At 70.0% G+C, this 21,353-nt stretch carries 21 protein-coding genes and 1 tRNA gene; 13 read left to right on the top strand and 9 right to left on the bottom strand.

What is annotated here, in order from left to right; genetic code table 11:
• The first annotated feature begins 4 nt into the window (after nucleotides 1-4).
• On the top strand, nucleotides 5-370 hold the full coding sequence (gene gcvH, locus Tfont_RS05795; RefSeq protein WP_068609031.1) for a glycine cleavage system protein GcvH: 366 nt from the start codon (nucleotides 5-7) through the stop codon (nucleotides 368-370).
• 13 nt (nucleotides 371-383) lie between these two features.
• Nucleotides 384-3,317: an aminomethyl-transferring glycine dehydrogenase gene (gene gcvP / locus Tfont_RS05800; RefSeq protein ID WP_143968734.1), complete on the top strand. Its 2,934-nt coding sequence runs from the start codon at nucleotides 384-386 to the stop codon at nucleotides 3,315-3,317.
• 9 nt (nucleotides 3,318-3,326) lie between these two features.
• On the opposite strand, the gene Tfont_RS05805 is transcribed toward gcvP, so the two are convergent.
• Nucleotides 3,327-3,959, bottom strand: a complete 633-nt coding sequence (locus Tfont_RS05805) for a trimeric intracellular cation channel family protein (RefSeq protein WP_143968735.1) — start codon at nucleotides 3,957-3,959, stop codon at nucleotides 3,327-3,329.
• A 120-nt stretch (nucleotides 3,960-4,079) separates the two neighbouring features.
• Here Tfont_RS05805 and Tfont_RS05810 point away from each other — a divergent pair, with 120 nt between their 5' ends.
• Entirely contained in the window at nucleotides 4,080-4,382 is a 303-nt protein-coding gene (locus Tfont_RS05810; RefSeq protein ID WP_068609024.1) for a hypothetical protein, read from the top strand.
• A gap of 24 nt (nucleotides 4,383-4,406) precedes the next feature.
• Here Tfont_RS05810 and Tfont_RS05815 read toward each other — a convergent pair whose 3' ends face one another.
• On the bottom strand, nucleotides 4,407-5,258 hold the full coding sequence (locus Tfont_RS05815) for a DODA-type extradiol aromatic ring-opening family dioxygenase (RefSeq protein WP_068609022.1): 852 nt from the start codon (nucleotides 5,256-5,258) through the stop codon (nucleotides 4,407-4,409).
• A gap of 106 nt (nucleotides 5,259-5,364) precedes the next feature.
• On the opposite strand from Tfont_RS05815, the gene aroE reads away from it, so the two are divergent.
• The 6 genes from aroE (at nucleotide 5,365) to Tfont_RS05845 (ending at nucleotide 11,586) form a co-directional block, all read left to right on the top strand.
• A complete protein-coding gene (gene aroE / locus Tfont_RS05820; protein WP_143968736.1) occupies nucleotides 5,365-6,198 on the top strand; it encodes a shikimate dehydrogenase in 834 nt (277 codons plus the stop codon).
• A gap of 32 nt (nucleotides 6,199-6,230) precedes the next feature.
• A complete protein-coding gene (gene tal / locus Tfont_RS05825) occupies nucleotides 6,231-7,187 on the top strand; it encodes a transaldolase (RefSeq protein WP_143968737.1) in 957 nt (318 codons plus the stop codon).
• A gap of 22 nt (nucleotides 7,188-7,209) precedes the next feature.
• Nucleotides 7,210-7,905 (top strand): glutathione S-transferase family protein, encoded by a 696-nt coding sequence (locus Tfont_RS05830; protein WP_143968785.1) that lies wholly within the window; start codon nucleotides 7,210-7,212, stop codon nucleotides 7,903-7,905.
• 42 nt (nucleotides 7,906-7,947) lie between these two features.
• Nucleotides 7,948-8,424 (top strand): MerR family transcriptional regulator, encoded by a 477-nt coding sequence (locus Tfont_RS05835; protein WP_068609016.1) that lies wholly within the window; start codon nucleotides 7,948-7,950, stop codon nucleotides 8,422-8,424.
• Between the two features lie 10 nt (nucleotides 8,425-8,434).
• A tRNA-Pro gene (locus Tfont_RS05840) sits at nucleotides 8,435-8,511 on the top strand.
• Between the two features lie 243 nt (nucleotides 8,512-8,754).
• Nucleotides 8,755-11,586 (top strand): DNA methyltransferase, encoded by a 2,832-nt coding sequence (locus Tfont_RS05845; RefSeq protein ID WP_143968738.1) that lies wholly within the window; start codon nucleotides 8,755-8,757, stop codon nucleotides 11,584-11,586.
• Between the two features lie 122 nt (nucleotides 11,587-11,708).
• Here the strand turns inward: Tfont_RS05845 and Tfont_RS05850 are convergent, their stop codons facing one another.
• From Tfont_RS05850 to pmbA, 5 genes are all read right to left on the bottom strand, one after another.
• Nucleotides 11,709-12,287: a DUF3782 domain-containing protein gene (locus tag Tfont_RS05850; RefSeq protein ID WP_221934269.1), complete on the bottom strand. Its 579-nt coding sequence runs from the start codon at nucleotides 12,285-12,287 to the stop codon at nucleotides 11,709-11,711.
• A 52-nt stretch (nucleotides 12,288-12,339) separates the two neighbouring features.
• Nucleotides 12,340-13,230: a hypothetical protein gene (locus Tfont_RS05855; RefSeq protein WP_143968739.1), complete on the bottom strand. Its 891-nt coding sequence runs from the start codon at nucleotides 13,228-13,230 to the stop codon at nucleotides 12,340-12,342.
• A 7-nt stretch (nucleotides 13,231-13,237) separates the two neighbouring features.
• A complete protein-coding gene (locus tag Tfont_RS05860) occupies nucleotides 13,238-14,758 on the bottom strand; it encodes a hypothetical protein (RefSeq protein WP_143968740.1) in 1,521 nt (506 codons plus the stop codon).
• Between the two features lie 203 nt (nucleotides 14,759-14,961).
• The gene (apaG, locus tag Tfont_RS05865; protein WP_143968741.1) at nucleotides 14,962-15,324 is read right to left on the bottom strand and encodes a Co2+/Mg2+ efflux protein ApaG; all 363 of its coding nucleotides are present in this window, start codon (nucleotides 15,322-15,324) and stop codon (nucleotides 14,962-14,964) included.
• A gap of 41 nt (nucleotides 15,325-15,365) precedes the next feature.
• On the bottom strand, nucleotides 15,366-16,784 hold the full coding sequence (gene pmbA / locus Tfont_RS05870; RefSeq protein WP_143968742.1) for a metalloprotease PmbA: 1,419 nt from the start codon (nucleotides 16,782-16,784) through the stop codon (nucleotides 15,366-15,368).
• A gap of 22 nt (nucleotides 16,785-16,806) precedes the next feature.
• Between pmbA and yjgA the strand changes: the two genes are divergently transcribed.
• From yjgA to Tfont_RS05885, 3 genes are read left to right on the top strand one after another with little or no spacing between them, the layout of a single operon-like run.
• The gene (gene yjgA / locus Tfont_RS05875) at nucleotides 16,807-17,436 is read left to right on the top strand and encodes a ribosome biogenesis factor YjgA (RefSeq protein ID WP_143968743.1); all 630 of its coding nucleotides are present in this window, start codon (nucleotides 16,807-16,809) and stop codon (nucleotides 17,434-17,436) included.
• A gap of 8 nt (nucleotides 17,437-17,444) precedes the next feature.
• Nucleotides 17,445-18,044 (top strand): molybdopterin adenylyltransferase, encoded by a 600-nt coding sequence (mog, locus tag Tfont_RS05880; RefSeq protein ID WP_143968744.1) that lies wholly within the window; start codon nucleotides 17,445-17,447, stop codon nucleotides 18,042-18,044.
• Nucleotides 18,045-18,053: 9 nt separating this feature from the next.
• Complete coding sequence (locus tag Tfont_RS05885) at nucleotides 18,054-18,851, top strand: PDC sensor domain-containing protein (protein ID WP_143968745.1); 798 nt, start codon at nucleotides 18,054-18,056, stop codon at nucleotides 18,849-18,851.
• Here Tfont_RS05885 and cysE read toward each other — a convergent pair.
• Both cysE and Tfont_RS05895 read right to left on the bottom strand, forming a co-directional pair.
• Nucleotides 18,732-19,502: a serine O-acetyltransferase gene (gene cysE / locus Tfont_RS05890; RefSeq protein WP_068608997.1), complete on the bottom strand. Its 771-nt coding sequence runs from the start codon at nucleotides 19,500-19,502 to the stop codon at nucleotides 18,732-18,734. The two genes, Tfont_RS05885 and cysE, sit on opposite strands and share 120 nt — an antisense overlap.
• 29 nt (nucleotides 19,503-19,531) lie before the next feature.
• Nucleotides 19,532-20,389 (bottom strand): RNA methyltransferase, encoded by an 858-nt coding sequence (locus Tfont_RS05895; protein WP_143968746.1) that lies wholly within the window; start codon nucleotides 20,387-20,389, stop codon nucleotides 19,532-19,534.
• Between Tfont_RS05895 and Tfont_RS05900 the strand changes: the two genes are divergently transcribed.
• Complete coding sequence (locus Tfont_RS05900) at nucleotides 20,388-21,341, top strand: inositol monophosphatase family protein (RefSeq protein WP_068608993.1); 954 nt, start codon at nucleotides 20,388-20,390, stop codon at nucleotides 21,339-21,341. The two genes, Tfont_RS05895 and Tfont_RS05900, sit on opposite strands and share 2 nt — an antisense overlap.
• The last annotated feature ends 12 nt before the right edge of the window (nucleotides 21,342-21,353 follow it).

Below are 21,353 nucleotides of genomic sequence, written 5' to 3' on the forward strand. Positions count from 1 at the left end.
TGCCATGACCCTGAAGTACACCCCCGACCACGAATGGATCCGCGTCGACGGCGACATTGCCACCGTTGGCATCACCCACCACGCCCAGGACGCGCTGGGCGATGTGGTGTTCGTGGAACTGCCCGAGGTGGGCAAGACCCTGGCGCAAAAGGACGTCGCGGGCGTCGTCGAGTCCGTCAAGGCCGCAGCCGATGTGTACATGCCCGTCAGCGGCGAGGTGGTCGAGGTCAACGAGGCGCTGCGCGCCGACCCCTCGCTGGCCAACAGCGACCCACTGGGCGCGGGCTGGTTCTTCAAGGTGCGCCTGAGTGCCCCGGCCGAGGTCGATGCCCTGCTCGACGAGACGGCCTACGGCCAACTGACCCAGTGAGCGGAGCGGCCCCATGACCACCCCCACCCCACTGTCGGCGCTGGAAAACGCCGGCGAGTTCGTCGACCGCCACGTCGGCATCGGCCCGGCGGACGAGCAGCGCATGCTCGCCGCGATCGGCGAAGCCAGCCGCCGCGCCCTGACCGACAGCATCGTGCCGCGCGCCATTGCCCGCGTGCGCGCGATGGACCTGCCCGCCCCGCTGCCCGAGGCGCAGGCGCTGGCCGAACTCAAGGCCATCGCCCAGAAAAACCGCCTTCTGCGCAGCTTCATCGGCCAGGGCTACTACGGCACCCACACGCCCGGCGTCATCCTGCGCAACATCCTGGAAAACCCCGCCTGGTACACCGCCTACACCCCGTACCAGGCCGAGATTTCGCAGGGCCGCATGGAGGCGCTGGTCAACTTCCAGACCATGGTGACCGACCTGACGGGCATGGACATCGCCAATGCGTCCATGCTGGACGAGGCCACCGCCGCCGCCGAAGCCATGACGCTGGCGCGCCGCTCGGTCAAGGCCACGGGCAACGCCATCGTCGTCTCGGGCGACTGCCACCCGCAAACCATCGAAGTGGTGCAGACGCGCGCCCGCCCGCTGGGCCTACAGGTGATCGTCACCCATTCGGCCGAGGCTTGGCAGCAAGCCCTGCGCGGTGACGGCTACTTTGCCGTGCTGATGCAGTATCCGGCCACCCATGGCCGCATCGACGACCTGCGCGCCGATGCGGAAGCCGCCCACGCCAAGGGCGCGGCAGTCATCGTCGCGTCGGACCTGCTGGCGCTGACGCTGCTGACGCCCCCCGGCGAGTGGGGGGCCGACATCGTGGTGGGCAGCAGCCAGCGCTTTGGCATGCCCATGGGCGCAGGGGGGCCGCACGCCGGCTTCATGGCCTGCCGCGACGCCTACAAACGCTCGCTGCCCGGGCGCCTGGTCGGTGTCAGCGTGGACGTGCACGGTCAGCCCGCCTACCGGCTGGCGCTGCAGACGCGCGAGCAGCACATCCGCCGCGAAAAGGCCACCTCCAACATCTGCACCGCGCAGGTGCTGCCCGCCGTCGTGGCCAGCATGTACGCCGTCTACCACGGCCCGCAGGGGTTGCGCCGCATCGCCGAGCGCGTGACCAGCTACACGGCCATCCTGGCGCGCGGACTGACCGCCCTGGGGCACGCCCCGGCCAACGGCACCGCGTTCGATACCCTGTGCCTGCACACCGGCAACGCCACCGCGTCGCTGCTGGCCCGCGCGCGCGAGCGCGGCATGAACTTGCGCGACCTGGGGCATGGCAACCTGAGTATTTCGCTGGACGAGACGACCACGCGCGCCGACATCGAGGCCCTGTGGGCCGTGTTCGCCGCGCCGGGGCAGGCGCTGCCGTCGTTTGCCGACTTCGAGGCCGGCATCGAGCCGCTGATCCCCGCTGCGCTGCGGCGCACCAGCGCCTATCTGACGCACCCGGTGTTCAACACCCACCACAGCGAAACCGGCATGCTGCGCTACATCCGCAGCCTGTCGGACAAGGATTTGGCGCTGGACCGCACCATGATCCCGCTGGGCTCGTGCACCATGAAGCTCAACGCCACCAGCGAGATGATCCCCATCACCTGGCCCGAGTTCGCGCAGGTGCATCCCTTCGCGCCGGCGGATCAGTTGGAGGGCTACCGCCTGCTCGACGAGCAGCTGCGCGCCTGGCTGTGCCAAGCGACCGGGTACGCCGCCATCAGCCTGCAGCCCAACGCCGGCTCGCAAGGCGAGTATGCCGGCCTGCTGGCCATCCAGGCCTACCACGCGGCCCGGGGTGAATCCCACCGCAACATTTGCCTCATCCCGCAGTCGGCCCACGGCACCAACCCCGCCAGCGCCCAGATGGTGGGGCTGCAGGTCGTGGTGGTGGCCTGTGACGCCCAGGGCAACGTGGACCTGGACGACCTGCGCGCCAAGTGCGAGCAGTACAGCGAGCGCCTGTCCTGCGTAATGATCACCTACCCCAGCACGCACGGGGTGTTCGAGACCGGCGTCAAGGCCTTGTGCGAGCTGGTGCACCAGCACGGGGGGCGGGTGTACATCGACGGGGCCAACATGAACGCCCTGGTCGGCACCGCCGCACCGGGCGAGTTCGGCGGTGACGTCAGCCACCTGAACCTGCACAAGACCTTCTGCATCCCGCACGGCGGCGGGGGCCCGGGCGTGGGCCCGGTGTGCGTGGTGGCGGATCTGGCCCCCTACCTGCCGGGGCACGCCACGGCCCATGCAGCGGGCGCCTACGCCGGCGGCGCACGCGCGGATGCGACGGTCGGCGCGGTCTCGGCCGCCCCGCTGGGCAACGCCGCCGTGCTGCCCATCTCGTGGATGTACATCCGCATGATGGGTGCCGACGGCCTGCAGCGCGCGACCGAGACGGCCATCCTGGCGGCCAACTACGTCAGCGCCCGCCTGCGCGAGCACTACCCGACGCTCTACGCCAGTGCCAACGGCCATGTGGCGCACGAGTGCATCCTGGACTGCCGCGGCTTCAAGGACACCTGCGGCGTGATGGCCGAAGACATCGCCAAGCGGCTGATGGACTACGGCTTCCACGCGCCGACGCTGTCCTTCCCCGTCGCCAACACGCTGATGGTGGAGCCGACCGAAAGCGAGACGCTGGAGGAGCTGGACCGCTTCATCGACGCGATGATCGCCATCCGCGAGGAGATCCGCGCCGTGGAGCTGGGCGTCTGGCCGCGGGAGGACAACCCGCTGAAAAACGCCCCGCACACCGCCAGCCGTTGCCTGACGGAGGATTGGCCCCACCCGTATGCCCGCGAGCTGGGCGCGGCGCTGCCATTCCACCGCGCCCACGGCCGCGCGGGCACCAAGTACTGGCCCCCGGTGGGGCGCGTGGACAACGTCTACGGCGACCGCAACCTGTTCTGCAGCTGCGTGCCGGTGGCGGAACTGGCCACGACCTGACGCGGGGGGTCAGGGTCGGCGGGGATGCCAGCGGGGCAGACGCCACCCCAGTGCCACGGCGGCCAGTCGGCTGCCGGTGGCCACCGCCACCCCGGCTGCGCTGGCCCACTGGGCCCCTGCACCCGCGGCCGCCAGCCCCAGGTAGGCCGCGCTGCCCGCCAGCGCACACACCGCATACGGCCGGTGGTCGTGATAGACCTGCGGCACCTCGTTGCACAGCACGTCGCGCGCCACACCGCCGACGATGGCGGTCGTCACCCCCATCAGCGCACTGACCAGCGGTGACATGCCGCTGGCCTGGGCGATGCTGGTGCCCGCAATCGCAAACAGCCCCAGTCCCAGCGCGTCGGCCACGTGCATCAGCCGCGCGCCCGTCTCGCGCAGGGCCATGGGCAGCCAGGCCGGCGCCGTCAGCGCCATCGCCAGCACCAGCCACAGGTAGGCTTCGTGCTCGATCCAGAACAGCGGCCGGCGATCCAACAGCAAATCGCGCACCGTCCCGCCACCAAAAGCACTCACGAACGCCACCGAGAACACCCCCACCGCGTCCATGCGCTTGCGCATGGCCTCGATCAGACCGGAGGTGGCGAACGCCACGACGCCACCGACTTCGATGGCGATGAGCAAGCTGGACAACTGCATGGGACGACCGTGGGTAGAACGGGGTGGAGCAAGGTTTCGCAGCGGATGACCCATCCTATCCCGAAGTCTGTGGGAGAGAGAGTTGCGGCCCCGCGCGGCCGTGCGCATAATGACCCGATCATGGCCGATACCGACGTGCCCACCCTGTTGCCCGAGACCGAGGCGTGGTTGCGCGCCCTACCCGGGGTGGCGTACCCGCAGGCGCTGGCGGCGCAGTTTCCGCGCATCGCCAACGCGCTGGCCGCCGTGCGGCACGATCCGCAGGCCCTGCGCGAGCGGTTTCACGAGCTGACGCACGACCACCGCGGGGGGCGGCGGGGCTTTCCGTTCGATGTGATGATGGACCTGTTGGTCCTGCGCGAGGCCCTGATCAAGGACGACGACCTGCCCGGTGACAACGACGCGACCAAGTGGGTGTCGTGATGCCGGACGCGAGCCGGCGCCGGATCACACGAAGGCATAGCTGTCCATCGCCAGATAGCGGTACTGCACCTCGCGCGTGATCGCATGCACGACGGGCTGACCGTCTGGCGCCCCGGCCTTTGGCCAGCCCGCGGCCCCCAGCGCAAAGAACAACGGCAACAGGTGCTCTTCGCTCGGGTGGGCGCGCGCCGCCTGCGGGGCCCGGTCCCGGTAGTCCAGCAGCGCCGGCAAATCGCCGGCCTGCAGCGCCTGCCACACCCACGCCGAAAACGCCTGCACATAGGGGTCGGCCGCCTCGTCGATGGCCGGCCGGCCGCCAAAAAACTCCATCAGGTTGTGCGTGAGGCTGCCGGAGCCGACCATCAACACACCGTCCCGGCGCAGATCGGCCAGCGCCGCACCGATGGCGTATACCTCGGCCGGGCCGGCATCGGCCGGCAGGGCCACCTGCACCACGGGCCAGCGCGCTTGCGGCAACAAAAACCGCAACGGCGCCCACGCGCCGTGGTCGCGCGGGCGCTGCGGGTCCTCCCCCGTGGGGATGCCGGCGGCTTGCAGGCGCTCGGCGACGGCGCGGGCCAACGCCGGATCCCCGGGCGCGGGATACTGCAAGCGGTACAGCGCAGGCGGAAAACCGCCAAAGTCGTGCCACGTCGGCGGCATGGGGTGGCTGCCCACCGCCGCCACGGGTGCCATCCAATGGGGCGACATCACCACCACCGCACGCACATCGTCACGCGCGGTCAGCGACTGGCCCCAGCGCTGCAAAGCCGCCCCGGCCTCGCCTGGGGCCAGGGCCATCATCGGCGATCCATGGGAGACGAACAACACGGGCAAGGCAGACACAGGCAACTCCGCACGACGGTCACGACGCATCCATGCTAGCGGTTGCCCGCCTCACGGCCCATCAAAGGCTTTGACGACACCGTTCAGCCGCGCACGGGTAGCCAGCACCCCGGCCGGGATCGGCGACAATGCCCGCATGGACCGTTATGCCGTGATCGGCCACCCCATCGGCCACAGCCAATCGCCCCGCATCCACACCCTGTTCGCCCAGGCCACGGGCCAGGCCCTCACCTACACCGCCATCGAGGCTCCGCTGGACGGCTTTGCCGCCACGGTGGACGCGTTTCGCGCCGCGGGCGGGCGGGGCGTCAACGTCACGCTGCCGTTCAAAGTCGAAGCCTGCGCCTACGCCAACGACGTCAGCGAGCGTGCCCGCATCGCCGGCGCGGCCAACGCCCTGGCTTTCGACGGCCCCCGCTGCCGGGCCGAGAATTTCGACGGCATCGGCTTGGTGCGTGACATCACGGCCAACCTGGGCCAGCCCATCGCCGGCCGGCGCGTGCTGGTGCTGGGGGCCGGGGGGGCCGCGCGCGGCGCCTTGCAGCCGCTGCTCGCGGCGGGCCCCGAGCGGCTCTTCGTCGCCAACCGCAGTGCGGACAAAGCACATGAACTGGTGCAGTCCTTCCACGCCCTCGGACTGGGCCGGGGTGTGCTGGCCGCGGGCGGCTGGGCGGACTTGCCGGCCACGGGGGCGTTCGACATCGTCATCAACGCCACGTCGGCCAGCCTGACGGCCGATGCGCTGCCCCTGCCCGCGGGGGTGTTTGTGCGCGATGGCTTGGCCTACGACATGGTGTACGGCAAGGGGCTCACACCCTTTCTGCGTCAGGCGCGCGAGGCCGGCGTCGGCCACCTGGCCGATGGCGTAGGCATGCTGGTCGAGCAAGCCGCGGAGGCCTTTGCCTGGTGGCGCGGCGTGCGCCCGGACACCCGGCCCGTGATCGATCAACTGTCCGTTCCCCTGACCTGACCCCGCGCACTCCCCTTCCCCTGCACGGCACCATGAACCAGCTCGACGCCCTCAAGCGCCACACCACCGTCGTCGCCGACACCGGCGACTTTCTGCAGATGGCGCAATACCAGCCGCGCGACGCGACCACCAACCCTTCCTTGATCCTGAAGGCCGCGCTCAAGCCCGAATACGCCCCGTTGGTGGACGAGGTACTGGCTCGCCACCGCGATCGACCGCTCGACGAGCGCGTGGATCGGCTGCTGGTGCGATTCGGCACCGAGATTTTGCGCATCGTGCCGGGCCGCGTCTCCACCGAGGTGGATGCGCGCCTGAGCTTCGACGCCGCCGCCACCGTGGCGCGCGCCCGCCGCCTCATCGCGCTCTACGAGGCCGAGGGCGTGCCGCGCGCGCGCGTGCTGATCAAGATCGCCGCCACCTGGGAGGGCATCCGCGCCGCCGAGCTGCTGGAGCGCGACGGCATCCACACCAACCTCACGCTGCTGTTCAGCTTCTGCCAGGCGGTGGCCTGCGCCGACGCCGGCGTCCAGCTGATCTCGCCGTTCGTCGGCCGCATCTACGACTGGCACAAGGCGCGCGCCGGCGCGCAGTGGGACGAGGCCGCGATGGCCGGCCCGAACGACCCCGGCGTGCAGTCGGTGGCGCGCATCTGGCGCCACTACCGGCACTTTGGTATCCGCACCGAGGTGATGGGCGCCAGTTTCCGCAACACCGGCCAGATCCTGGCGCTGGCCGGCTGCGACCTGCTCACGATCAGCCCGGAGCTGCTGGCGCGCCTGGCTGCCACCCCGGGCGACGTGCCGCGCGCGCTGGACGAGGAGGAAGCCCGCCGCGCCGACCTGCCGCAGGTGCACTACCGCGCCGACGACGAGGCGGCGTTTCGCCTCGCGCTCAACGACGACGCCATGGCCACCGAGAAGCTCGCCGAAGGCATCCGCCTGTTCTGCGCCGACGCCCAGCGGCTCGATGCGCTGATCCGGTCCCGCTGACCCAACGGAGCCCCCCATGACCCTGCTGGTCGTCCACCACCTGGAGCACTCCCGCTCGCACCGCGTGCTGTGGTTGCTGGAAGAACTGGGCGTGGCCTATGAGCTGCGCACCTACCCCCGCGACGCCCGCACCCGGCTGGCGCCGCCCGAGCTGAAGGCCATCCATCCCCTGGGCAAGGCGCCCGTCATCACCCACGGCGACGTCACCGTGGCCGAATCGGGCGCGATCCTTGAATACCTGGCCGAGTCCTTTCCGCCCGCGCCGGACGGCGAACTGGGGAATCTGGTGCCGCCGCCGGGCACCGCCGCCCACCGCGACAACCGGTTCTGGATGCACTTCGCGGAAGGCTCGCTGATGAACTGGGTGGTCATGAAGCTCGTGTTCGTCAACATCCCCAAGCAGCGCATGCCGTTCTTCGCACGCCCGATCGCGCGCGAGATCAGCCGGCAGGTGCTGCAGCGTTTTGTCGACCCCAACATCGACGCCGCGCTGGGCCTGCTGGAGCAGACGCTGCGCGACCGCCCCTGGCTGACGGGCCAGCGGCTGGCCCTGGCGGATTTTCAGATGAGCTTTGCGGTGGAGGCCGCACTGGCCCTGGGCGGACCGCAGACGGCTGCACGCTTGCCCGGCGTCGCCGCCTACCGCGAGCGCTACCGTGCCCGACCCGCGTACCAGCGCGCGCTGGCCAAGGGCGGGCCGGAAATCATGGGCGTCTGACGCGGTTGCGGTAAATTTGCGGGTTTGGGAGTCCCGAACACCATGTCCAGCGACGACGCGCTGCCCCCCATTCCGCCCAAGCGCTACTTCACCATCGGCGAGGTGAGCGAGCTGTGCGGCGTCAAGCCACACGTGCTGCGCTACTGGGAGCAGGAGTTCACCCAGCTGCGACCGATGAAGCGCCGGGGCAACCGCCGCTACTACCAGCACCACGAGGTGCTGATGATTCGCCGCATCCGCGAATTGCTGTACGACCAGGGCTTCACCATCCACGGCGCACGCAACCGGCTGGCCGAGCTGGCCCAGCAGGAGCGCGACCAGCGCAAAGCCCCCCCGGACGCGCCCGCCGGCGCCCCCGAAGCGCCGCAAGCGGCCGCCGGAACCCAACCCACCCCTGTGTTGCCCCTCACCGCTGGCGCGGAACAGCGGCATGCCCTGCTCGCGGAGCTGCGCGCCATCCGGGCATTGCTCGAACCGGCGACGCTGGCGCCGGGGAAGGCCGCGGAAAACACCGTATAATCCCGGTTCTCGGCGTGTAGCGCAGCCTGGTAGCGCACTTGCATGGGGTGCAAGGGGTCGCGAGTTCGAATCCCGCCACGCCGACCAATCCAACCAAGGGCTTACGTGAGCGATCGCGTAAGCCCTTTTTCCTTTTTCCTTTTTCAGCGACGCAACGGACGCCGTGCGCCGCTGCTGACGCCCGCCGCAGGCCCCCGCTGGACGCGGGTCAATGCCGCGAGCTACCGCGCCGAGGCCGCGGCCGGCTCGCCCGATCTGGCTGCGCTATGCTGCTACCCTTGGCGGCGCCACTCGCACGCCGCGCCGCCGCCAAGAGGGAGGAGCCGACCCGTGCCGCTGTCGTGGAACGAAATCAAGCACAAGGCGCTGGCCTTCGCCAAGCGCTGGGAAGACGCCAGCCGCGAAGACTCGCAGGCCAAGCCGTTCTGGCTGGATTTCTTCGACATCTTCGGCATCAGCGACAAGCGCGTGGCCACCTTCGAGCACGCCGTCAAGCGGCTGGGCGGCCCCAGGGGACGCACCGACGGCTTCGTCGATCTGTTCTGGCCCGGCATGCTGCTGGTCGAGCACAAAAGCCGCGGCAAGGACCTGGACCGCGCCATGGAGCAGGCGATGGGCTACCTGCACGGCATCGCCGAGCGCGACTTGCCGCAGCTCGTCGTGGTTTGTGACTTCGCGCGCTTTCGCGTGCGCATGCTGGCCAGCGGGGAAGAACGCGAATTCGCGCTGGCGGACCTGCACAAGCACATCCGGCTGTTCGGCGCGCTGGCCGGCTACAAAGTCCACGCCATCCAGCCGCAGGACCCCGTCAACATCCGCGCCGCCGAACGCATGGGCCGGCTGCACGACATGCTCAAGGCCAGCGGCTACGGCGGCCATGCGCTGGAAGTGCTGCTGGTGCGTTTGCTGTTCTGCCTGTTTGCTGACGACACCGGCATCTTCCAACCCGCGCAGGCGCTGCGCCAGTTCATCGAGGAACGCACCGCCCCCGATGGCAGCGACCTCGGCCCGAGGCTGGCGCAGCTGTTCCAGGTGCTCAACACCCCCGAGGCCCAGCGCAGCCGCACGCTGGACGCGCAACTGGCCGCGTTCCCCTACGTCAACGGCCGATTGTTCGAGGAAGTGCTGCCGATGGCCGACTTCGACGCCCAGATGCGCGATGCGCTGCTGGACGCCTGCGCGCTGGACTGGTCGGCCATCAGCCCCGCCATCTTCGGCAGTCTGTTCCAGTCCATCATGGACGAGCAGGCGCGCCGCCAGCTCGGCGCGCACTACACCTCCGAGGACAACATCCTCAAGCTGATCCGCCCGCTGTTCCTCGACGCGCTGTGGGAAGAGTTCGAACGCGTGCGCCACCACCGCCAGCGGCTGTGGGAGTTCCACCAGAAGCTGCGGCGGCTGACCTTCTTCGACCCGGCGTGCGGCTGCGGCAACTTTCTGGTCATCAGCTACCGCGAGCTGCGCCGGCTGGAGCTGGAGGTGCTGCGGGCCAGCTACCAGGACGGCCAGCAGATGCTGGACATCCACCAGTTCATCCGCGTGGACGTGGACCAGTTCTACGGCATCGAGATCGAAGAGTTCCCGGCCCAGATCGCACAGGTGGCGTTGTGGCTGGTGGACCACCAGATGAACCTGCGCGTCAGCGAGGAGTTTGGCCTCTACTACGCGCGCATCCCGCTGCGCTCCAGCCCGCACATCGTGCACGGCAACGCGTTGGCGCTGGACTGGAACACCGCGCTGCCCGCCGCACGCTGCAGCCATGTGCTGGGCAACCCACCGTTCGTCGGCGCGAAAAACATGGACGACGGGCAGCGGGCCGAGATGCGCGCCGTCTGCGCCGGCATCGACAACGCCGGGCTGCTGGACTACGTGGCGGCGTGGTACGTGAAGGCGGCCCGCTACCTGCAGGATGCCCGCGCCGCCCAGCCCGACGGCTCACCGTCCCCCACCGCGGCTTTTGTCTCCACCAACAGCATCACGCAGGGCGAGCAGGTGGGCGTGCTGTGGAGCTGGCTGCTGGCGCAGGGCGTGCGCATTCACTTCGCGCACCGCACCTTCCAGTGGACCAACGAGGCGCGCGGCAAGGCCGCGGTGCACTGCGTCATCGTCGGCTTTGGGCTGCACGACGCGCAGGCCAAGCGCCTGTTCGACTACGAACACCCCCGGGGCGAACCGCTGGAGCGCCGCGTCGAGCGCATCAATCCGTATCTGGTGGATGGCCCCGATGTGCTGCTGCCGCGCCGCAGCCAGCCGCTGGCGGCGGTGCCGCCGATCGGCATCGGCAACAAGCCGATCGACGGCGGGCACTACCTGCTGACGCGCGAGCAGCGCGACGAGCTGTTGGCCCGCGAGCCGGCCGCCGCGCCGTGGCTGCGCCGCTGGCTGGGGGCCGAGGAATTCCTCAACGGCGCCGAGCGCTGGGTGCTGTGGCTGCGCGACTGCCCGCCGGCGCAGCTGCGCGCCATGCCCGAGGTGATGCGGCGCGTGCAGGCGGTGCGCGACTGCCGGCTGCGCAGCCCCAGCGCCCCCACCCGGCGGCTGGCCGACACCCCGACGCGCTTTCACGTCGAAAACGTCCCGGAGGCGCCGTATCTGGTCATCCCCAAAGTCTCATCCGAGCGCCGAGAATACCTGCCGATCGGCTTTGAGCAGCCCAGCACACTTTGCAGCGATCTGGTGTTCATCGTGCCCGGCGCCACGCTCTACCACTTCGGCGTGCTGTCCAGCGCCATGCACAACGCCTGGCTGCGCGCGGTGTGCGGCCGGCTTGAAAGCCGTTTTCGCTACTCCGCCGCCATCGTGTACAACAACTTTCCGTGGCCCGAGTTGCCCGACGACGCCCCGCCCGGCAGCCCCGCGCAGCGTGCCCGCGCCGCCATCGAAGCCGACGCGCAGGCGGTGCTGGACGCGCGGGCGCTGTTTCAGCAAGGGCCGCAGCCGGCGACGCTGGCCGACCTCTACGACCCGCTGACCATGCCGGCGGAGCTGCGCCGCGCCCACCAGCGGCTCGACGCTGCGGTGGACGCCGCCTACGCGTTGTCGGGCGGCCCGCGCCGCTACGCCGGCGACGCGCAGCGGGTGGCCGAGCTGCTGCAGCGCTACCAGCGCTTGACCAGCCTGCTTCCGGCGGGGCCGGTGCGGCGTGCCCGGGCGCGCCGCTGAACGGCCGCTGCCGGCCGACACCGGGCCCGACAGCCGTTCGTGGCCGATGGCCACGATACGTCACCGCCTCGTGGCCGGCTGGGTCGTCTGCCACCGTGCGAGGCGCGCCCCTGGCCAGCCCGTCACCACTTGCGCGGCTTGAAGCCCTTCGGTGTCGTCAGCTCGAACATCTCGTCGCGGATGCGTGCGGTGTAGAGCCCAGCGGCCTGCGCCTCCTCCTCCACCCCCGCGTCCCAGTCGATGCCCGCCAAGATCCCCACGCGCGCCTTGCCCTTGAGCTCAGGCAAGAAGTCGAACAACGTCTCTAGCTGCTCGATCAGTTGAGCAATCGCCTCGAGCTTGACGCGGCTTTTGACCTCCACCACCACGACCGTGTTGACCTTACCGTTGGCCCAGGCCAGCACGTCGTATTCGCGCTCGCAGCCGTCCTTGCGGATGCGGCTGCGCGGGTTGACGATCTCCATGTGAAAGCGCCGCCGCAGCAGCTTTTCCATCGTCGGCAGCGCCATGCCCTCGGCAAAGTAGCCGAACTTGTCCCCGATGCCGCCGATCTGGCGACCCTGCTCGGCGATCTGGCGCTTCAGTTCCCGCAGCTGACGGTCGGTCTCCTGAATGCGGCGGTCGGTCTCGCGGCTCTGCTCGGCCAAGGCGGCGATCATGGCCTTGAGTTCGTCCCACGAGAGGTCGGTGGTGGCGGTCATCTCGGTCCAAGCGGTATCAGTCAGCGCAGTCCCAGTCTAGCAGAGGCTAGTGTTACTCATCGGCCCCCCAAGCACTGCCGATCCACAGCCCAATCAGCAGCGGCCAGACCCAGCTGCCGCGCCGCGGTGGGGCGGATGGCGGCGTGGCAGCGGCTGCCTGCGCCCACGCTGCCCGTTGGGCCGCGGCGTGCTGCACCACCGCTTGCCGTTGCAGCGGCGTCAGCCCCGCCCCGACCGCCAGCGCCGAGGCCAGGGCCAGCAGCCCCGCCGCGAGGGGAATGACCAGGATCACCGAACCGATCAGCCACAGCAGCACGCCCAGGATCAGTGCAACCAGGAACATCTGATCCTCGACCAGCCAAAACCACAGCGTGACGGCCACCGGCGCGGCAAGCATCCAGACTACCCAGTGCTGCTCGAACACCTCGCGGAGGTAGCTGCCCAGCCCCTGCGCGGACCACGAGGGACGCCCAGGCCGGTGTCGCGCGACGCGCGGTGCCGTGCGGGTTGCGCGCGCGGCAGGCCATGCGATGATCGCAGCGCCCGCCCTCGCGCGGGCACGCTCGCGCCGCAAGCGGCGCAGCCGCCTGCGTTGCCACAGCGCGAAGGGATGGCTCAGGAAGGGCTCGCGCGGCTGGGGCTGGCGGCGCCACGGTCGATGCCCCCGCTGTCGCCATGCCCACTCGACGGCCATCGACAGGAAGGCCAGCGGCGCCAGCAGCCACCACGGTATGCGCAGCATCGCCGCCACCACCACCCCGATGGCGACGACGAAAAACGCCACGATGAACGCCACCGGCATGAGCAGCCAGAGTGGCTCGTGCGGAAACAGGCTGACGTAGTAGCCCGCCAGCCCGGCAACGCCCAGCATCAGCCAGCCCTGCACGTGTGCGCGGTAGCGGTGGCGCAAGAAGGCGGCAAAAGGAGTCAAGCGCTCGCTCATGTCGGCCTCAGTCAGGGTAGCCGCGCAGCCGGTTCCAGCGCCGCCACATCTCCAGGGGCTTGCGCTCGGGGTCGGGCTCGTTCAGCCAGGCGTCCCATTCGGCCATGTAAGCCCGCACGAGGACGCGGTAGCGCGGATCGCGCATCCGCGCCCGGTAGCTTTCGGGGTCCACATCCTCATCCTCGGGGCCGGACCAGGTCGTGCGCCGGAAGCGCTCGCGCGCCTCGTTCAGCCGCGGGGTCAGCCACTGGCCGTCGTCGGTTTCCGTCAGGTCCTCTGCCAGAAGGCTGTTGACGGCTTCATCCAGCCCGAAGCCGCAAACGTCGCAGTCTTGGACCTCGATCCACACGTCATCGGTGGACGGGTAGCCGCACACCGGGCAGACGATGTCCACCGGCGAGGCGTCGAGTTCCCAAAAGCGCAGCCGGCGCTGGTCGATCGGGTCGAGGCTGGCACGGTTATCGAAGCGGGGGCCATGCGCCACCGGCCAGCGCCAGTTGGAGCCATCGCAAGCGGCCAACAACTGCTCCCGGGTGATGCGGCCGTCCTCCCAATACAGCAGCGCATGGCCGCCGCGCACGTCGATGACCACCGCACGCCGACCTTGCCCGTCGGCCACGTGGCTGCCTCGGGCCATCGGCAGCCGGGGCCGGATCGCCTGCACGATGGCGGCCTTGGCATCGCGACAGGCCTCGCTGACCTGCATGCAGGCCTGGAAAAGTTCTCGTTTGTTGGCGGCGCGGAAACCCTCCTGCCCAGCGCGCACGGCATCGCAGACGCTCTGGATCTGCCGCACCGCCTCCTCCCCCGGGGGATCGTCGTCGAACAACATGCTCCACGCCGCCTGCGTGGCATCCAGCGCAAAGGACTCGCCCTTGAGCAGGCTCAGCGTCCAGCCGACCGGATCGTCCGCGAACGCTTCCGAGAACCGGCCGAACTCCACATGGCGCACCAGCAGCAGGTAAAACCACGCCACGCGCGCCGGCAAGGGCCAAGGCGGCGGCTCCAGGGACGGCACCTCGGCCACGGACAGCCAAGGCTTGCGCCACCGGCGTCCTTTTGCCTCGTGCGCCGGCGCCTCGCCGGAGGCCGCACTGGGCAGGATGGCATCCCACATCGCACCCAGGCGGCGCACCAGGTCGGCCCGCGGCTCGCGCCAACGGATACCGGCCAGCGCGCGAGCCTTGTCGAAGGGCTCGTCCCCATCGGCCCGCATCAGGCCGAGTTGCAGGCGACCGTCGGGCTCGGGCTGCGCCCACAGCCAGAGGGTGTGCGCCTGCGTGTCCAGAGGCACCGCGGCGGGCAGCAACCCCCAGGCCACCGCCAGCGACCAGAACCACAGGTCGAAGAACTGCGCGCCGTTGTCACCGAGCGAAACGACGGTGCGCTCATCCCACGACGGCTCGACCACGAAGTCGATTGTGTCGGGCTCGGGGTTGAGCAGACGCAGCGCGGGCGGCGTGGTCAGCTCGCGCACGACGGTGGGTTCGACCGAGGGCGTGGCGCCGTAGTGCAGATCGAAGGTCATGGCGAAACCCTCCCTGGGCCGGCATGCGCCGTCGCTCGCAGTTCTTCGGATCCGGGTGGCCTCTCTGCCCCATGCACCCGCAACCGCGGTCCCGAGGCTCAAGCGTCCGAAACGATGAGAGGCTAGATTCATTCTAGCCCTTGACGCGGCAGCTTGTCACTCTGCCGCCGCCCTGTGGGCATCGAGGCCAAGCCCCACCCGCGTCACGACGCCTTGAGCACGAACGGCGCAATCGCCGCCTCGAACCGGGTGCCGTCCACGGCGACGCAGAAGTAGTGCCCGCTCATGATGCCCATGGGCGTGCGCAGCTCGGCCGAGCTGGTGTAGCGAAATGCCTCGCCGGGGTGCAGCAGCGGTTGCTGGCCCACGACGCCCAGACCATCGACCACCTGCGTGCGGCCTTCGGCGTCCTCGATCTCCCAATGGCGGGCGATCAGTTGGGCGGCGACGTCGCCCACGTTGTGGATGGTGATGGTGTACGCGAAGCGGTAGATGTCGTCGCCGGGCGACGAGTGCTGCGGCAGATATTCCGGTTCCGCGTCGCAGGTGAAGTGGTAGCAGGCCATGGTCGGATGGTAAACCCGGATCCATTGGCCCTGCGCCCACCTCAGCTGCCGGCCACCTTCATGCGGTTGACCAGCACCGAGCCGACGTTCTTGGCCCCCAGGTTGTACACATCGGCGCCGATGGCTTCGATGCCGAGGAACATGTCCTTCAGGTTGCCGGCGATGGTGATTTCCTGCACCGGGTAGGCAATGGTGCCGTCCTCGACCCAGAAACCGGCCGCACCGCGCGAGTAGTCTCCGGTCACGGGGTTGACGCCCTGGCCCATCAGCTCGGTCACGAACAGCCCGCGGCCCAGCCGGCGCAGCATGGCCGGCAAGTCGTCGTCCGGCTGGGTGAGGCGGCTGGTCATCAGCAGGTTGTGCGACCCGCCGGCATTGCCCGTGGTGCGCATGCCCAGCTTGCGCGCCGAGTAGGTGCTCAGAAAATAGCCTTTGACACAGCCCGCGCTGACCACGGGGCGGGCCAGCGTGCGCACCCCCTCATCGTCGAAGGGCGCGCTGCCCTTGGCCCCGATCAGGTGAGGGTCCTCCTGGATGTCGATATGCGCCGGAAACACCTGCCGCCCCAGGCTGTCGGGCAGGAAGGTGGTGCGCCGGTACAGCGCGCCGCCGCTGACCGCCTGCACGAAAGCGCCCAGCAGCCCTGCGGCCAGCGGGGCATCGAACAGCACGGGGCATTCGGTGGTCGCGATCTTGCGCGGCTTCAGCCGCGCCAGGGCGCGCTCGGCGGCGTAGCGGCCCACCGCCTCGGGGCTGGCCAGCTCGGCCGGGTTGCGCTGCGAGCTGTACCAATAGTCGCGCTGCATGCCATCGCCCTTGCCGGCGATGGGCGACACCGACAGGCTGTGGCGGGAGCTGGCGTAGCCGCCGGCAAAAATGCCCTGCCGCCCGCGCGCCCCGCCGCGCATGTGCTCGGCCCAGAAGTGCGATTGCTGCGCCGAAACCGCCGCGCCCTCGCTGTTGGTGATGCGCGGGCTCACGGCAAAGGCCGCGGCCTCGCAGCGCAGCGCCAGCTCCACCGCCTGCTCGGCCGTGATCGGCCAGGGGTGGAAGAGCTCCAGATCGGGGTAGTCGTTGGCGACGTCGATCTCGTCCGGCAGGCCCGCGGCCGGGTCCTCGGCGGTGAAGCGCGCGATGTCGTACGCCGCCTGAACCGTGCGGCGGATCGCCTCGGCCGAGAAATCCGACGTCGATGCATTGCCCCGCCGCTGCCCCAGATAGACCGTGACGCCCAGCGACTTGTCGCGGTTGCGCTCGACGTTCTCAAGCGCGCCGCAGCGCACCGACACACTCAGGCCGCTGCCCTCGGACACCTCGACACCGGCGTCGGCCACCCCCAGTTGGCGGGCGTGCTGCAGCGCCAGGTCGGCCAGGGCACGAAACTGTTCTTGCGAAAACTGAAAACCCGGGAGCGCGCCGTCGTTGGCGCGGGGGGGCTTTTTGGAACGGGTGGCTTTCATGTGGCTGGCTATGATACCGGCCATGCCACGCAAGCCACCCAAAGGGTATTTCGTCAAGGGTCACTTCGTCGCCTACGGCAGCGAAGAGGACGCCGAACTCAAGCGTGCCGCGAAGTGGGACGCCGAGCACAGCAAGACCGACCTGAAAAAGCACAGCGCCCACCTGCAGACCGTGGGGGAGCAGTTGTTGACGCTCAAGGCCTCGCTGTTGCAGCGCCTGACCCTGCCCGATGCGCTGCTGGACGCCGTCGCCGAGGCCAAACGCATCAGCGACTTCGAGGGCCGGCGCCGCCAGTTGCAGTACGTCGGCAAGCTGATGCGCCGGCTGGACGAGGACCAGGTCGCCGCCATCGAAGCCGCGATCGCCGAGCAGCACCAGGGCAGCGCCGCCGAGACGCAGCGCCTGCACGAGGCCGAGCGCTGGCGCGAGCGGCTGATCGCCGACGACGCTGCCCTGGACGCATGGCGCGACGTGGAGCCGCAGGCCGACTGGCAGCGGCTGCGCGCCCTGGTCCGCCAAGCGCGCAAGGCCGCGGAGGCCCGCCCCGACACGGCCCCCGGCCAGGCGCAGCGCCAGGGCCGCGCCTATCGCGAGCTGTTCCAACATGTGCGCGCCGCGCTCGACGCCCGCGCCGATTCCACCCCCGAATGACCCCGACCATGAGCGCCTTCGATCCCGTCACCATCGGCATCGTCTCCATCAGCGACCGCGCCAGCCAGGGCGTGTACGAGGACAAGGGCCTGCCCGCGCTGCGCGACTGGCTGGGCCGCGCGCTGAAAAACCCCATCACCTTCGTCGAGCGGCTCATCCCCGACGAGCGCGAGCGCATCAGCGACACATTGATCGAGCTGGCCGACCAGGCCGGCTGCAGCCTGATCCTGACCACGGGGGGCACCGGCCCGGCCCCGCGCGATGTGACGCCCGAGGCGACGCTGGCCGTGGCCGACAAAGAGATGCCGGGCTTTGGCGAGCAGATGCGCCAGATCAGCCTGCGCTTCGTGCCCACGGCCATTCTGTCGCGGCAGGTGGCGGTGATCCGCGGGCGCAGCCTGATCATCAACCTGCCGGGGCAGCCCAAATCGATCGCCGAAACGCTGGAAGGCCTGCGCGACGGCGACGGCAAACCCGTGGTGCATGGTATCTTTGCCGCCGTGCCTTATTGCATCGACCTGATCGGCGGACCGTATCTGGAAACGGACGACGCCGTGTGCGCGGCCTTTCGGCCCAAGTCGGCCGTGCGCCCGCCGCGCGCCCCTTGATCGCCCACCGTGGACGCCCCCGTCCCCCCACACGCCGCCACCGAGCAGCCGCCGTGGCGCGTCTGGGCGGCGGGCGTGGCGGTGAGTTTTTCCCAAGGCGGTGAGGTGCGCGCCCTGCTGCATGCGCTGGCGCAAAACCCCACGCCGCCTCCGCCCGCGATCGCGCAGCGGCTGCGGCAACTGGATGCGCGGCTGGACATTGGCGTGCGCGAGCTGGGGCTGGGCCTGATCGCCGTCGCCGACCGGGAGGGGGTGGTGGTGGCCTCAGGCGAGCCCCCGGGCATCCGCTCCTTCGTGGGCAATCGCTACCGCGACGGGCCACTGTACGCTGCCACCCGCGAGGGGCAATCGGCGCGCATGTTCATGGTCGGCGAGACGACCGGCCGGCGCAGCGTGGTTTTTGCGGAACCGGTGATGGTGGACGGCCGCTTCGTGGGGTATGTGGGGGTGTCGATCACCTTGGACGAAGGCGTGCTGCCCGCCGAAGCGGACAACGCCATCGTCAGCGACGCACACGGCGTCGTGGTGCTGAGCCGCGAGCGGCGCTGGTTGTTCCGCCGTCTGGTGCATGTGCCCACCTGGCCCCCGCCGCCAGCGGAAGGCTGGCCCATCTATGGCGGCCAGCCGCCACGGCTGTGGCCCTGGCAGCCGGGCGCGACCGGGTTCGCTGGGCCAACGGCACCGACCTCATTTGCCCACCAGCTGATTGAGCCGCTCCGCCTCGAAGTGCTCGGTCTTCGCGGCATCCGACGGCACGCAGTCGCCGCGCTGTGCGCACGCCAGCTTCTCGATGGCCTGCCACAGTAGCGCGATCTGGTGCTCGTGGCCGGCGGCGTTGTCGATCAAACCGCGCAGCGCCTGACTCAGCGGGTCGTCGTTTTGCGTCACGCCGTACGCCGAAAAGCCCATCTTGGCCGCTGCGGCCTCGCGCTTTTCGTCCGCATCGGCCACGATGATGCGCGCCGGGTTGCCCACCGCCGTGGCGCCGGCCGGCACCGGCTTGGTCACGACGGCGTTGCTGCCGATCTTGGCCCCGTCACCGACCGCAAAGCCCCCCAGCACCTTGGCGCCCGCGCCTACGATCACATTGCAGCCCAGCGTGGGGTGGCGCTTGGCGCCCTTGTAGAGCGACGTGCCGCCCAGCGTGACCCCGTGGTAGATGGTGCAGCCGTCGCCAATCTCGGCGGTCTCGCCGATCACCACGCCCATGCCGTGGTCGATGAAGACGCGCTCGCCGATGCGCGCGCCGGGATGAATCTCGATGCCCGTGAGCCAGCGGTTCCAGTGCGAAATCCAGCGTCCCAGCCACTTCCAGCCCGCGTTCCAGCACGCGTGCGCCAGCCGGTGCAGCACGATGGCGTGAAAGCCCGGGTAGCACGTCACCACCTCCCAGCGCGAGCGCGCCGCGGGGTCGCGCTCCAGGATGGCGTCGATGTCGGCTTTGAGGCGTCGAAACATGGCGGGCGGGCGGCGGTGGGATGCAGAGTCTAGCGCCTGCCGCCCCGGGCGGCGGCGATCATCGCGCGCGCCACCCCGCGCAGGATGTGGACTTCGGACGCGGTCGGCGCGGCGCGCTGGAACAGCAGGCGCAGCCGCGGCATCAGCTTCTTGGGCGCGGCGGGGTCCAGATAACCCACGGCGACCAGCGCCTCCTCCCAATGCGCCAGCATGGCCGAGACGGTCGGCGCGTCCGCCGGTGGCTCGGCCGCGGGGCCGCGGGCCCGCGCCGGCACCGACTCGGCGTCGAAGCCGCCCAGGGCCTGCCGCCACTCGTACGCGATCAACTGCACCGCCGCCGCCAGATTGAGCGAGCCGTAGTCCGGCGCCGTGGGGATGCGCAGACACACGTGGCAGCGGTAGACGTCCTCGTTGGCCATGCCGTAGCGTTCGGGGCCGAACAAAAACGCCACCCCGCCCACCTCGCCGGCACGGGCGCGGGGCGCCAACGCGGCCAGATGTTCCCGCGGCGCGGCCGTCGGGGGGCCAAAGTCGCGCGGGGTCATCGCGGTGGCGCACACATGATCCATGCCCCCCAGGGCTTCGTCCAGCGTATCCACCACGCGGGCGCGGGCCAGCACATCCGTCGCGCCGCTGGCCCGCTCGATGGCCTCGGGGCGCTGCAGCACGTCCGGCCAGCGCGGCCGCACCAGCACCAGATCGCCAAAACCCATGACCTTGAGCGCGCGCGCCGCCGCGCCGACGTTGCCGGCGTGGCTGGGCTCGATGAGGACGAAGCGGGTGGGTGTATCCGGGCGCACGGTTTGGCGAAACGGTGGGGCATCGGTAGAATCCCGCGTATTGTCGCTGCCATCGCGCAGCCCCCGTCGCTCTTGCCCACAATCCATGTCCTCCCACCTTCATCCCATGCTCAACGTGGCCATCAAGGCCGCGCGCGCCGCCGGCGCCCTCATCAACCGGGCCTCGCTGGACCTCGACACCCTGCGCGTCGGCGCCAAGCAGACCAACGATTTCGTCACCGAGGTCGACCACGCCGCCGAAGCCGCCATCATCGAGACGCTGCTGGGCGCTTACCCCGACCACGGCATCTGGGCCGAGGAATCCGGCCGCCGGGAGGGCAAGGGCAAAGGCCGCGCCTTCACCTGGATCATCGATCCGCTGGACGGCACCACCAACTTCATCCACGGCTTTCCGGTCTATTGCGTGAGCATCGCGCTGATGGTGGACGGGCGGCTGGACCAGGCGGTCATCTACGACCCGTCGCGCAACGACCTGTTCACCGCCAGCAAGGGCCGCGGCGCCTATCTCAACGACCGCCGCATCCGCGTGGCCAAGCGCACCCAGCTGCGCGACTGCCTGTTGAGCACGGGCTTCCCCTTCCGCCCCGGCGATGCGTTCCAGACCTATTTGCGCATGCTGGGCGACGTGATGCCGCGCGTGGCGGGCGTGCGCCGGCCCGGTGCCGCGGCGCTGGATCTGGCCTATGTGGCTGCGGGCTTCAGCGACGGGTTTTTCGAGACGGGTCTGAGCCCATGGGACGTGGCAGCCGGCGCGTTGCTGGTCACCGAGGCGGGCGGCCTGATCGGCAACTTCACGGGCGAAGCCGACTTCCTGGAACAAAAGGAATGCCTGGCGGCCAACCCGCGCATCTACGGGCAACTGGTGGGGGTGCTGGGCAAGTACAGCAAGTTTGCCCCGGTGCGCGACAAGATGGCGCTCGACAGCCAAAGTGCCGAAGGCGTGTCGCGCGAACGCGCTGCCGACGAGCGCACGGGCGAACGCGCGAAGGATGACGCGCCCGCCGGCGAAGCGCCGGGCGCCGGCGATGCCCCGTGGTGATCGCTGCGTGAT

This window comes from Tepidimonas fonticaldi, assembly GCF_007556755.1.
GTDB classification, from domain to species: domain Bacteria; phylum Pseudomonadota; class Gammaproteobacteria; order Burkholderiales; family Burkholderiaceae_C; genus Tepidimonas; species Tepidimonas fonticaldi.